Source organism: Pedobacter borealis DSM 19626 (assembly GCF_000708285.2).
In the GTDB taxonomy this organism is placed as follows: domain Bacteria; phylum Bacteroidota; class Bacteroidia; order Sphingobacteriales; family Sphingobacteriaceae; genus Pedobacter; species Pedobacter borealis.
This window is the reverse complement of sequence record NZ_JAUG01000028.1, coordinates 34949-47979: the sequence shown is the minus strand read 5'-3', so window position 1 is coordinate 47979 and position 13031 is coordinate 34949. Positions and strand designations below refer to the sequence as shown.

Sequence of the window (13031 nt, the reverse complement as noted above, 5' to 3'; positions counted from 1 at the left end):
AATTATATCTTATTTACGCCTAATCCCGCTTTATCGTCCTGCTGAATTTATTTCAGCATCTTTTTAGCGTGAAAGACCCTGAAATAAATTCAGGGTGACGACCGTCTTAACAGAAAACTTGATTAAAACGCCACAAAATGAGATTTAATAATCGAACTCAGGTTATTAAGCAATGGCCTAAGCGTTGCTGCAACTTCAAGAAACCTGAACGATTTAATAAATGCAGTTGGTGAACACGAACACTTTTTACCACTAGCTGTTGATTTGATCGACGAAAGCAGTGTAGAAGCAGCAATTAGCCAAACGATCAGCAAATTTGGTCAGTTAGATGTGGTGGTAAACAATGCAGGCTATGGCATGCTTGGTGCTTTAGAAGAATTGAGCGATAAAGAATCGCGTCAAAATTTTGACGTAAACGTTTTTGGTTCGTTAAACGTCATCAGAAAAGTACTTCCTCAATTGCGGAAACAACAATCAGGTCATATTTTCAATATTTCTTCAATCGGTGGCTTTTCAGGTAACTTCCCCGGTTTCGGAATTTATTGCGCAACAAAATTTGCGGTGGTTGGTTTTACCGAATCGCTAGCGGCTGAAGTAAAATCGATGGGAATCAAAGCAACAATTGTAGAGCCGGGTTATTTCAGAACAGCATTCCTAACTGAAGGATCATTAGCCGTACCGAATAAACCAATTGATGCCTACAAAGAGGTACGCGACTCGCAAGCGGCACATCAGAACGACATCAATAACCAACAGCCAGGCGATCCGGCCAAAGCAGTTGAGGTAATTATTGAAGCTTCGAAAAGTGAAAACCCACCGCTCCATTTATTCTTAAGGCCTGATGCTTATCAGGTAGCTGATGCAAAAATTGCAGATGTACAAAGGGATATGGCCAATTGGAAATATTTAGCAACCGCCACTAATTTCGATGAGGTGAGTGCTTAAAATTGATTTAATATGGACCGATCGCTGTCGGTTTATAATTAAATTTCCTTAGAGCTTGTTTAATTTTTATTAGGAGTTATCCGTATGTCAGTCTGAGCGTAGTCGAAGACCCTTTTTTTGATTATATTAAAGGCACTTCGACTCCGCTCAGTGTGACAGAAATGTTAGAAAGAAAATAATTGGATGAAATTTCAACAGGCTCTTACAACTCTTTAAAATATCTCCTTCTAAACCATTGCGCCAGGTTAACCAATGCAATTAATGCTGGCACCTCAACTAACGGACCGATTACACCGGCAAATGCCTGCCCTGAATGAATACCGAATACACCTATTGCCACAGCAATAGCCAATTCGAAGTTATTACCAGTCGCCGTAAACGCAATAGCGGTACTTTTGCCATAATCGGCTCCAAAATACCTGCCCGCAAAAAAACTGATCACAAACATGATCACGAAATAAATCACTAAGGGCAAAACAATTCGCAGTACATCGAACGGAATCTGTACAATTAATTCTCCTTTCAAACTAAACATCACTACAATGGTAAATAACAAAGCAATTAAAGTTATAGGAGAAATCAACGGCACAAAAGTGGAGTAAAACCATTCTTCGCCTTTCCACTTGATCAGTACTTTTTGACTTAAAATACCGAGCACAAACGGAATACCAAGATAAACCCCTACACTCTTTGCAATTTCTGCGATGGAAATTGATACAGAAAGGCCTTTTAAACCAAAAACGGGTGGTAAAACCGTAATAAAAAAATAGGCAAATACACTGTAAAGCAATACCTGAAAAATACTGTTCAGGGCAATTAAACCAGCGGCATACTCTCGGTTTCCGTCGGCAAGTTCATTCCATACCACCACCATGGCAATACACCTGGCAAGACCGATCATAATCAAGCCGACCATGTATTCGGTGTGGTCATGTAAAAATGCAATGGCCAGGAAAAACATCAGAATCGGGCCGATTATCCAGTTTAAAACAAGCGAAGCGCTTAATATTTTTACATTTTTAAATACTTCGCCTAAATTCTGGTATTTAACTTTTGCTAAAGGTGGATACATCATCAGGATCAATCCGATGGCCAAAGGAATGTTTGTACTCCCGCTCGAAAATGAATTGATCAAGACAGCTGATGATGGGAACAAAAAGCCTAAGCCCACCCCCAATAACATGGCTAAGAAAATCCACAGCGTTAAATAACGATCTAAAAAACTTAGATGTTTTCTTTGAGCTGCCGGGGCACAAATATCTGCAGACATTAGCTTTTTAGGTTTTTATTTACAAAATCTTCCATGTAAACCTTTACCAGATCTCTTGTATTTCTAAATTCGGCCATAATTTCTTCATCTGTACCTACGGCTTTTGCAGGGTCGGGAAAATTATGGTGCATTTTTATAGCCTGCGTTGGAAAATATGGACAACTTTCTTTTGCATGATCGCAAACGGTAATCACATAATCGAAAGGAACATCAAAATACTCCTCGATATTATTTGAGGTTTGATTAGAAATATCGATTCCATCTTCGGCCATTACTTTTATCGCCCTTGGATTAACGCCATGAACTTCGATACCAGCACTGTAAATTTTGGCCTTGTTTTGGGCGAAATGTTTCAAATAACCTTCTGCCAGTTGACTTCTGCAACTATTTCCGGTGCAAAGCACCAATACATTTTTCATTCCTATAAATTTTGAATAATTAACAACATCCACTTCCTGGAGAACAACTATTTTGACTGGTTGCTAGATTAACCAGTTCGACTTTTTGCTTTATCGGCTGAGCAGGCGCACAACACTCTTCGCCAGTTTCGGTAGTGCCACAGCTTCCCCCACGGTTAATCGCTTTACATTGGGTAGCATCGGGTGTTAGATCCAAAACCAGGTTTTCCCCATCAATTTTAAATTCACCTGGAAACATCTGCCTTGTATCGAACGCAGAATTGCCAAATTCAATTTTCACAATTCCATTAGGATTTAAGGGCAGTTTGCTTTCTACCATATTGATAATGGATAATGCTTTTTTCACCTGCATGGCCCTACCCGTTTCTTGTTCGGTAGGTTCCCATAACTGTATAATAATTTCAGTCCAGGCGTTCATTACGCCTCCACAATCTACCGAAACAATCGGCGCTTGTTTAACTTCGGTGATGTGATAATTGGCATTTACCCACTTGCCTGGAGCATATTGAAACTGTAATACCAATTCTGGATGTTGTTGAAGTTGAGCCTTAAAGCTGCTCCATTCGATCGAAGATGTATTTATCATAATATTGCAATTTAACGATTGATTTATATAAAAAATTTTAACAGCAGTTTTGTCCGCCCTTATATGCAGCAAAGAAATCGCTCAGCTGTGTTTGTAATAACTTCCAGGTTTTAGGTTCTATACAATAGCAAATACTCACACCCTCGATAGTGCCCTGTATAATACCTGCATTTTTAAGTTCTTTTAAATGCTGAGAAATAGTAGCCTGCGCCAAACCAAGTTCCTCAACCAAATCGCCACAGATACAGGTATTCGATTTAAGGATACGCTGAAGAATAGCAATCCGTGCAGGATGCGCCATCGCTTTTAATAACGCTGCCATTTGATTCTGCTCTTCGGTGAAGATTTCTGTTTTGGTAAGTCCCATAATTTTATATCGCAATATTACGATAGATAATTTAGATATCAAAATTTATTTTAATTTTCTATTTTCATCAAAAACAGATTATCTAGAGAAAGAGTTGGTGTGTTTTTTAGCCACGGAAGCAAGGAAAAACACGGAAATTTGGTTGATAATGGCCCTTGCCTTCACTTCACTCCGTTATCAATTCAGAGAATTTAATAAAAAGTATCGTCATCTCGACTGGAACACAGTGGAATGTTCCAAGGGAACTCCTTCGGAGGAGAGATCTATCTCGAGATAGATTTCCTGACTACGTTGCACTCCGCTAGAAATGACGGCATTTGAAGGGTAAACAAAAAAACCGTCGACTAATTAAAGTCAACGGTTCAATTTGTACAGGGATGAGAAAAATTATTTCTTAGGTTTTGCGCTCATGTAAAAAGTAAGCTTTCCGCCGTTGGTGATATCGGCATGTTTGATTTTATGATCGGTAATTTCTTTGCCGTTCAGTAAAACTTTCTCTACATAAACATTTTTATCGCTCTGTTTAATGGCCTCAACGGTAAATGTTTTACCGTTTTCTAAGTTAATTAAAGCATTATTAACCAACGGACTACCTAACGAATACACATCAGAACCTGGTGCTACCGGATAAAAACCTAACGAAGAGAACATATACCAGGCGCTCATCTGCCCGCAGTCGTCATTTCCACCCAAACCATCGGCTGTAGGTTTGTACTGCATGTTTAAGATGTGACGGATCTGCGCCTGGGTTTTCCATGGCTGATCGGTCCAGTTGTAAAGGTAAGCGATATGGTGTGCAGGCTCATTACCATGTACATATCCGCCAATAATACCTTCGCGGGTAATATCTTCAGTATGCGCAAAAAACTCGTCAGGTAAATGCATCGTAAATAAAGTATCTAAACGGGTTGCAAATTTCTTTTTACCGCCCATCATTTCAATCAGCGAAGCCGGATCCTGCGGAACAAAAAAACTGTAGTTCCAGCTATTTCCTTCAATAAAACCTTGTCCTTCGGTATCTTTTGGATCGAACTGCTTTTTGAAAGAGCCATCTGCCAATTTAGGGCGCATGAAACCAGAAGCACTATCGTAGTTGTTTTTCCAGTTGTTAGAACGCTTGATAAATTCATCGTAAACATCCATACGGTTTAACTTCTTGGCCAGTTGCGCAATCGACCAGTCATCGTAAGAATATTCTAAGTTATTGGAAACCGAAATGCCCGATTTTTCTGCCGGGATATAACCTTTATCCATATAATAGCCAATTCCCTCGTAATCGCGGTGTTTTGCTGTTGCAATACAGGCATCCAATGCTTTGTTCGCATCGCCATTGTAGGTGCCTTTTATAATCGCATCAGAAATTACAGAAACACTGTGGTAACCACTCATGCACCAGTTATCGTTGGCATAATGCGACCAGATCGGCAACATATGCAAACTACTTTGATCGTAATGCGCCATCATCGATTTCACCATGTCGTTGCTACGGCCTGGCTGCATAATATTAAAGAAAGGATGTAAAGCACGATAAGTATCCCAAAGGGAGAATGTGGTGTAATTGGTAAAGCCTTCAGCTTTATGTATCCCCTGATCTAAACCTTTATACTCGCCATTAATATCGGTATAGGTTGTTGGATTGATAAAAGCATGATATAAAGCGGTGTAAAAATTGATTTTATTATCGTTAGAAGTTGTAACCTGTATTTTATTCAATTCTTTATTCCAGGTAGCCTGTGCCTTAGCCTTCACTTTTTCGAAATCCCAGCCCGAAATTTCTGCACGCATATTTTGCAAAGCATTTTCCTGGCTAACCGGCGATAAAGCAAATTTAATTTTAATCTTCTCTCCTTCCTGGGTATCGAAGTCGAAGTACATTTTCAGTTTTTTGCCTGCAATTTCAGGAAAGTTCTGCTCCTGGTTAAACTTGCCCCAAAAGCCTCTATAAGCCTGTTTGGCATCGTAGCTTTTACGTCCGTAGCTTTTAAAAGGTTTAGAAAAGCTCATCGCAAAATATACGGTTCTGGTTCTGGCCCATCCGTTGGTTTGGCGGTAACCGGTAATCAGGGTATCGTTCACTACGCGAACGTAAGTCCACACCGTTTTTTCTTCGTAATTATAAATACCGGCCATCAGATCGAGAATAATGTGCGATTGATCTGATTTAGGAAAAGTATATTGATGCATCCCTACCCTCGTGGTCGAAGTTAATTCGGCGGTAATGTTATCATCATCTAATTTTACTTTGTAATAACCGGCCTCTGCAACTTCATTGGTATGCGAAAATGCCGAACGGTAACCACTTTTCGGATCTGATGAAGTACCAGGATTCAATTGTAATTTACCTTGTGTAGGCATAATGAGAAAATCACCCAGATCGGAGTGACCAGTACCACTAAAATGGGTATGACTAAAGCCGGTAATGGTTTTATCCTCATATTTATAACCCGCACAGTATTTATATACATCGCCATTGTATTTTCCGTTTACTTCGTAAGATAAAGTATCCGTTTCGGGACTTAGCTGTACCGAACCAAATGGAACTGTGGCGCCAGGATAGGTATGCCCCATTTTAGATGTACCAATAATGGGCTTAACATACTGCACCAGATTCTGCTGTGCCGATGTAACCAGGGCCGATAGCAAAAGACAAGGCAGGATAATTTTTTTAATCATATCTTTTTAAAATTTAGCTCGTTTTGTTGAAAATTATAAGGTTATAATTTATCTTCAAATATGCATAAAACGAAAGACTAAAACGTTTAAGTAAAGCAAAAAATACATTTAATAAGCTTGAAGATACAATTTATTGTGATTCAAACCTCGCAGGTTTTAAAAACCTGCGAGGTTTATGCGTGTTCTTTTTTATTGCCAAAGACCACAGGCTTTATGATGTAAACCTGATAGAACGGAAAGCCCGGAGGTGAGGTATCCCGATTCATCGGGAAGGACTTGAAGGGATAGCAGGACTGCTGACAGCCACTAACACCGGACCCCCCATTTTCAAAATATTAATGACCACCTGAGTCACTTTAGCGCATCTAAGTGATAAGCCCATTCACTTTAACAACCGCTTTTTACAAGTAACTGACTTGCTTTAAATAATTTCAGCTAAATAAACCTTATTTTTGCATCCAATATTTTTAAGATGAGTAAACACGGTAGAATTCTGGTTGCCATGAGTGGCGGGGTTGATAGTTCGGTAGCGGCTGTAATGTTGCATGAGCAGGGTTATGAAGTTATTGGATTAACCATGAAGACCTGGGATTATGCTACTTCTGGTGGTAGCAGTAAAGAAACCGGCTGTTGCTCATTAGATAGTATCAACGATGCCCGTACACTTGCCGTAAATTATGGTTTTCCGCATTATATCCTTGATATCAGGGATGAATTTGGCGATTACGTAATCGATAATTTTGTTGATGAATACCTTGCCGGAAGAACCCCAAATCCATGTGTTTTGTGCAATACGCATATTAAATGGGAAGCACTTTTAAAACGTGCCAATAAACTCGATTGCGAATTTATCGCAACAGGGCATTATGCCAATATCCGTCAACAAGATAGCGGTCGTTACGTAATTTCAAAAGGAAAAGACGAAAATAAAGATCAATCTTATGTACTGTGGGGCGTTTCGCAAGAAAACCTTTCGCGTACTAAATTTCCGTTGGGCAGTTTTGCAAAATCTGAAATCAGACAGATGGCTTTGGATATGGGACAGGAAGAACTGGCAAAAAAATCAGAGAGTTACGAAATCTGTTTCGTTCCCGATAACGATTACAGGGCTTTCTTAAAACATAAAGTAGAAGATTTAGAAGACAGAGTAGCTGGCGGAAATTTCATTTTAAGTAATGGAATGATCGTTGGGCAACATAAAGGTTATCCTTTTTATACCATTGGTCAACGTAAAGGTTTAGGCGTAGCCTTTGGCGAGCCTATGTTTGTAACACAGATCCTGCCAGAAAGCAATACCGTAGTTTTAGGTAAAGCCGATGAGCTTGAACGCCGCGAAGCCATGGTACGTAACATTAACCTGATCAAATATGCAAGCATTGAAGAACCGATGAATGATGTAATTACCAAAATCCGTTACAAAGATGCGGGTATGTTAAGTACAATTGTTCAGGAAAAAGATAAAATGCGTGTGGTGTTCGATCATAATGTTTCAGCAATTGCACCAGGACAATCGGCGGTATTTTACGAAGGAAATGATTTATTGGGCGGAGGATTTTTAGTTTAATCGCTGAGATCCATTCACGACCATAGAAAACGAAAGAGGTTTATCATAAAGGCAATTTCAGCTCAGGTGATGTCACGTTGTCCAAAGGACTCCTACGGAGAGCCTGTCGAAACACCTTAAAGAGTATTTAAATAGGTCCTTCGACAGGCTCAGGATGACAAATCTATATTTATGACACAACCTCTTTTTGTTTGAATTTTATTAGGCTATAGTCGAGAAATCGTCATGCTGATTCGATAGCTATCGGATTTATTTCAACATCTTTCATGCCATCTATTTATTTTAGACTTCTATAATCTATCCATCATAAAAGTAAGTTTATCGAATTAAGATTCCCGCTTACGCGAGAATGACGACCGCCATAAAATATCACGATAGAAGTCTTTTTTTATTCATTTCCCTTAAAAACATTAATAGAGGCTGTTTTCCAGTGGATGTAACCTAAATTACCGCAGGTTTGGGCTACAAAGTTTTCTACATCTTCAGGCACATCGTTAACAACTCGCCATCTTATTTTATATTTGGGATTATAACTTATATATACCACTAAATCATCACTACGTTGCCCAATGGCCTGTAAATGCTGCAAATGAATGTCCTGCAAATCTGCAGCAGCAATCCTCAGTCTTTCATTCATGATTTTACCTAATGAAAGATCTGGTCTAAAATCTGTTTCGAATATGGCTAAAACGGTAACGGTCATAGAAAAAATAAATATATCAGCAAACAAACCAAGCAAAAAGCTTTTTGTTTAAAATCATCAATTAATACATCGAATTATCTTTATGATATTTCCTGTATCCTGTCTCTCCAAAAGCAAATCTATACTAAAAAAATTAGTATCAAAATTTATTTTTATATTTTTTTTAGTCAGTGTAAAAATTATAGAAACGCATGACACACGCTAGGAAAAGGTTAATAACTCCAATATTGTGCATAACTATCTTAAACATCTGATAGTTAGGTGAGTTATCTATATAACAAAAGTTGAGCTTATGAAAAAGTGCATCTATGTAGTAGAAGACAATCCGAGTATTAGAGAAATCATCGAATTTTTGTTAATCGAAGAACTTTACGAGGTAAAGACCTGTCTTAACACCAACGATTTTTGGTTTCAAATGAGCAAACACCTGCCAGATATGGTAATTCTTGACATTACGTTACCAGATGGAAACGGGCTGGACATCTGTAATACGCTAAAGCGAAATATTAAAACACATGATATTCCAGTCATGATGATGTCGGCCAATAATCACTTAAACGCAGTGAAGGCCAAATGTGATGCGGAAGATTTCATCAACAAACCATTCGATCTGAACGATTTTGTAGACAGAGTAGATAAATATTTACTTAATTAAAGGAAATCGTCATTGCGAAACCAATTTTTCATTGGATGAAGCAATCTTGTAGCAAGGCAGTATGAAAGATTGCTTTCGCGAAAAGTCGGGACAGGCTGTCGTTCCTCCTCGCAATGACGAAATTAAACTCCTTAAAGTGCTATTACAATGGCAAATATGGCAATCAATAAACCAACATCAAATACCTTACCTGCCGGTGTATTCGATTCGTAAATAACTTCATGAAGCTTAAAACGCCAATCTTTAGGTGGATCTGATGCCATGGAAATGGTTTAAATATGATTAAAGGTAAAGAAATTAACCGTTTACCACTTCTCCACCATTTACATGGATTACCTGTCCGGTGATAAATGAAGCATCGTCTGAAGCCAGAAATACATAAGATGGTCCAAGTTCTGAGGGTTGACCAGCCCTTTCCATGGCTGTTTCAGATCCAAATGACTTAATCTTTTCTTCGTCAAAAGTGGATACAATGAGTGGTGTCCACACGGGTCCTGGCGCCACTGCGTTTACCCGGATACCTGTTTTGGCTAAATTTGTAGCGAGCGAACGTGTAAAAGAGGTTATTGCGCCTTTTGTTGAAGAGTAATCGATCAGATTTGGTGAAGAACGATAAGCCGTTACCGAGGTGGTATTGATAATGGTATCGCCTGCCTGAAAATATTCCAGTACCTCATGCGCAAAGTAAAAATAGCCAAATATGTTAGTACGGAAGGTATCTTCCAACTGTTTATCGTCGATCTTTTTTGGATCTTTCTGCGGAACCTGCATGCCGGCATTATTTACCAAAATATTGATCTTTCCAAACTTTTTAACCGTTTTTTTTACTGCTTTTCTACAAAATGAAGACTTTTTAACATCTCCTTTAATCAATAAACAATTTTTACCTTCAGCTTCAACCATTTTCTGGGTTTCTTTTGCATCAACATCCTCATCCAAATAAACAATAGCTACGTTGGCACCCTCCCTTGCAAAATGAACTGCTACCGAACGACCAATGCCACTATCTCCACCGGTAATCAGGGCAACCTTATCATTCAGTTTTCCTGCTCCCTTATAGTTTGCTTTAATTACTTCAGGTCTTGGATCCATCTTCGCCTCTATCCCTGGTTGTTTGTTCTGTTTGGCAGCTGTTTTTTGAGTTTTCATCGTTTCTTTTGTCAAATTAAGTTTCACAACACTGCCAATTAAACAAGAATAGCATCTTCAAAGTTTTAAGAAACTCAACCTTCTCCATTAAAACTTAAACCAATTTAACTTAATATTTTGCTCATATCCGATCATTTTAGAAGCATCGACCTCCTTAAATTAGCTTTTTAATCCCTAACCAATAAACCACACAATGAGAAAAACAATTTTATCAGTTTTGTTCATACTGAGCTTAACCTTACCGGGCTTTGCTCAAAAACGATTAGGCAATGAAACTGCTGCCCAAAAAACCAAAAGAATGGAATGGTGGACCGATGCACGCTTCGGCATGTTTATCCACTGGGGCCTGTATGCATTGCCAGCCCGTCATGAGTGGGTAAGAAATTACGAGCACATTACCAACGAAACTTATCAAAAATACTTCGATCAGTTTAATCCCGATTTATTTAACCCTAAAAAATGGGCCAGAGAAGCTAAAGAAGCAGGCATGAAATATGCCGTGTTAACCACCAAACACCATGAAGGTTTTACTTTATTTGACAGTAAATTCACTGATTATAAGGCAACCAATACACAAGCCAAAAGAGATTTGGTTAAAGAATTTGTTGAGGCTTTCCGTGCCGAGGGCATAAAAGTAGGCTTTTATTATTCGCTGATTGATTGGCACCACCCCGATTTTCCTGTTGATAGGTACCATCCTTTAAGACCTGATAAAGACGATGAGGATCAATATGCGGTATTGAATAAAAACAGGGATATGGCCAAATACCGCAAGTACCTATACGATCAGGTAACTGAGTTACTTACTAAGTACGGCAAAATCGACATTCTTTGGGCAGATTTCTCTTATCCGGGCAAACATGGTAAAGGTCGTGATGATTGGGGTTCGGTAGCACTACTTAAGCAGATTAGAAAGCTGCAGCCACAAATTATTGTAGATAACCGACTGGATCTTAATGATTATGAAGATGGTACAGATTTCGAAACACCTGAACAGGTTAGTCCGAAGGAATTAGAAAAATACCGCGGCAAAGTTTGGGAAACCTGCCAAACCTTTTCAGGCTCGTGGGGCTACCACCGTGATGAAAACACCTGGAAAAGCAACAGGAAGTTATTAGATCTTTTGATTACTTCAGTAGCCAATGGAGGAAATTTATTGTTAAATGTTGGGCCCACTGCGCGTGGTGAGTTTGATAGCAGAGCAAACATTGCTTTAGATAGCCTAGGCCTTTGGATGCACGCCAATTCGAAATCTATTTACCATTGTACTTTCGCCCCAACCGAATTTAAAGCGCCCGAAGGAGTAAAACTCACTTACAATAACGACACCAAAAAACTGTATGTGCATTTGTTCGAATATCCTAATACGGGCTACATTACGCTGGATGGATATAAAGACAAGGCGAAATATGCGCAGTTTTTACATGACAACTCTGAAATACAGATTGATGCTCAAAAATCGACCGGGAATACCTTGGTATTAAAACTACCAAAGAAAAAACCCGACTTCGAAATCCCGGTAATCGAATTGACCTTAAATTAATCTACCCATATTAATTATTGGCCTGCAAGTTAAACCTTGCGGGCTTTTTTATTGATAACATTTAGACAGTTAATCTATTTGGATGACCATTAAGAGTTAAGATTTTAGTTATCGCGTATGCAATCAACCGTGAATCTATAAACTATCAACCAAAGTAGTAATGATCAATTACGAATGAACTAATGAACCCTTCTACGCTGATAAAAGTTCTCCCTGATTTAAGTTTGCATAAGCTTTAGCCTGCACCACATTACCTATAATAATAATAGCAGGATAAGTTAAGCCTGCCTGTTCAGCAGATTCCTGTAAATTTTGCACTGAACATACCACTTGTTTTTGGTTGGGCAAGGTAGCATGCTGAATAACTGCCGCAGGCATATCACCCAAGCCCGCATCACAATAAGCTTTAGAGATTTCGCCAACTTTTTTCATACCCATATATATAACAACTGTAGCCGAACTTTTCATGGCACACTTTAAATCATTGGTTAAACTTCCGTCCTTCTTGGTTCCGGTAAGAATCCAAACACTTTCACTAATGCCACGGTGTGTTAAAGGAACATCAATAAAACCTGCCCCCTGCATGCTACTTATACCTGGGATGTAATGACATTTGACGCCTCTAGCCTCCGCATAAATCAATTCTTCGAAGCCTCTGCCAAAAATAAAAGGATCTCCACCCTTTAAACGCACCACTATTTGATAATTTTGGGCATTTTCGACAATTAATTCATTTATTTTCTCTTGTGGCGTGTATTTTCCATAAGGTTGCTTGCCAACATAGATCATTTTGCAATTTTTTGGCGCAATTTCCAACAATCTCTCATTACTTAAGTTATCATACAGAATAACTTCTGCTCTTTTTAACACATTAAAAGCTTTCATAGTGATCAATTCAGGATCTCCAGGACCTCCACCCATTATAAAAAGTCCAAAATCGTTAGTTTTTTGATTCATAATTTTAATGATTTAACCATTTAAACATAAAAGTGATGAAAATTTATTAAAAAATTAAATTTTTTGTGATAAAAATCACACAATAACAACTTTTAATCTAATTTTAACCTATATTTGAATATCAAAAATCATATGAATATTAAAATATGAATTTCTGAATCGATTATTATCAAGAAAAAACAATAAAACAAATAATTCGA

General features: G+C 38.4%; 13 protein-coding genes. 4 read left to right on the top strand and 9 right to left on the bottom strand.

The features are described from left to right. The first annotated feature begins 147 nt into the window (after positions 1 to 147). Positions 148 to 945 (top strand): SDR family NAD(P)-dependent oxidoreductase, encoded by a 798-nt coding sequence (locus AW17_RS10195; RefSeq protein WP_051691749.1) that lies wholly within the window; start codon positions 148 to 150, stop codon positions 943 to 945. A gap of 202 nt (positions 946 to 1147) precedes the next feature. On the opposite strand, the gene arsB is transcribed toward AW17_RS10195, so the two are convergent. From arsB to AW17_RS10170, 5 genes are all read right to left on the bottom strand, one after another. Continuing rightward, positions 1148 to 2215: an ACR3 family arsenite efflux transporter gene (gene arsB, locus AW17_RS10190; RefSeq protein WP_029276071.1), complete on the bottom strand. Its 1068-nt coding sequence runs from the start codon at positions 2213 to 2215 to the stop codon at positions 1148 to 1150. Next, entirely contained in the window at positions 2215 to 2634 is a 420-nt protein-coding gene (locus AW17_RS10185; RefSeq protein ID WP_029276069.1) for an arsenate reductase ArsC, read from the bottom strand. Before AW17_RS10185 ends, arsB begins: the two co-directional genes overlap by 1 nt. 19 nt (positions 2635 to 2653) lie before the next feature. Then, on the bottom strand, positions 2654 to 3220 hold the full coding sequence (locus tag AW17_RS10180) for a DUF6428 family protein (RefSeq protein WP_029276067.1): 567 nt from the start codon (positions 3218 to 3220) through the stop codon (positions 2654 to 2656). A gap of 37 nt (positions 3221 to 3257) precedes the next feature. After that, positions 3258 to 3587, bottom strand: coding sequence for an ArsR/SmtB family transcription factor (locus AW17_RS10175; RefSeq protein WP_029276065.1), 330 nt, complete (start codon positions 3585 to 3587; stop codon positions 3258 to 3260). A 387-nt stretch (positions 3588 to 3974) separates the two neighbouring features. Further along, a complete protein-coding gene (locus AW17_RS10170; protein WP_029276064.1) occupies positions 3975 to 6260 on the bottom strand; it encodes a GH92 family glycosyl hydrolase in 2286 nt (761 codons plus the stop codon). A gap of 472 nt (positions 6261 to 6732) precedes the next feature. On the opposite strand from AW17_RS10170, the gene mnmA reads away from it, so the two are divergent. After that, a complete protein-coding gene (gene mnmA / locus AW17_RS10165) occupies positions 6733 to 7824 on the top strand; it encodes a tRNA 2-thiouridine(34) synthase MnmA (protein ID WP_029276062.1) in 1092 nt (363 codons plus the stop codon). A gap of 388 nt (positions 7825 to 8212) precedes the next feature. Here the strand turns inward: mnmA and AW17_RS10160 are convergent, their stop codons facing one another. Continuing rightward, positions 8213 to 8527: a hypothetical protein gene (locus AW17_RS10160; protein ID WP_029276060.1), complete on the bottom strand. Its 315-nt coding sequence runs from the start codon at positions 8525 to 8527 to the stop codon at positions 8213 to 8215. A 292-nt stretch (positions 8528 to 8819) separates the two neighbouring features. Between AW17_RS10160 and AW17_RS10155 the strand changes: the two genes are divergently transcribed. Next, positions 8820 to 9182, top strand: a complete 363-nt coding sequence (locus tag AW17_RS10155; RefSeq protein WP_029276058.1) for a response regulator — start codon at positions 8820 to 8822, stop codon at positions 9180 to 9182. 131 nt (positions 9183 to 9313) lie between these two features. On the opposite strand, the gene AW17_RS25115 is transcribed toward AW17_RS10155, so the two are convergent. Both AW17_RS25115 and AW17_RS10150 read right to left on the bottom strand, forming a co-directional pair. Next, the gene (locus tag AW17_RS25115; RefSeq protein ID WP_280739957.1) at positions 9314 to 9445 is read right to left on the bottom strand and encodes a hypothetical protein; all 132 of its coding nucleotides are present in this window, start codon (positions 9443 to 9445) and stop codon (positions 9314 to 9316) included. 34 nt (positions 9446 to 9479) lie between these two features. Then, complete coding sequence (locus AW17_RS10150; RefSeq protein ID WP_029276056.1) at positions 9480 to 10331, bottom strand: SDR family oxidoreductase; 852 nt, start codon at positions 10329 to 10331, stop codon at positions 9480 to 9482. A gap of 193 nt (positions 10332 to 10524) precedes the next feature. On the opposite strand from AW17_RS10150, the gene AW17_RS10145 reads away from it, so the two are divergent. Then, positions 10525 to 11874 carry an alpha-L-fucosidase gene (locus AW17_RS10145; RefSeq protein ID WP_029276054.1) on the top strand — a complete coding sequence of 450 codons (1350 nt, stop codon included), beginning with the start codon at positions 10525 to 10527 and terminating at the stop codon, positions 11872 to 11874. Positions 11875 to 12066: 192 nt separating this feature from the next. Here the strand turns inward: AW17_RS10145 and cobA are convergent, their stop codons facing one another. Further along, the gene (cobA, locus tag AW17_RS10140) at positions 12067 to 12831 is read right to left on the bottom strand and encodes a uroporphyrinogen-III C-methyltransferase (RefSeq protein ID WP_029276052.1); all 765 of its coding nucleotides are present in this window, start codon (positions 12829 to 12831) and stop codon (positions 12067 to 12069) included. Positions 12832 to 13031: the final 200 nt, after the last annotated feature.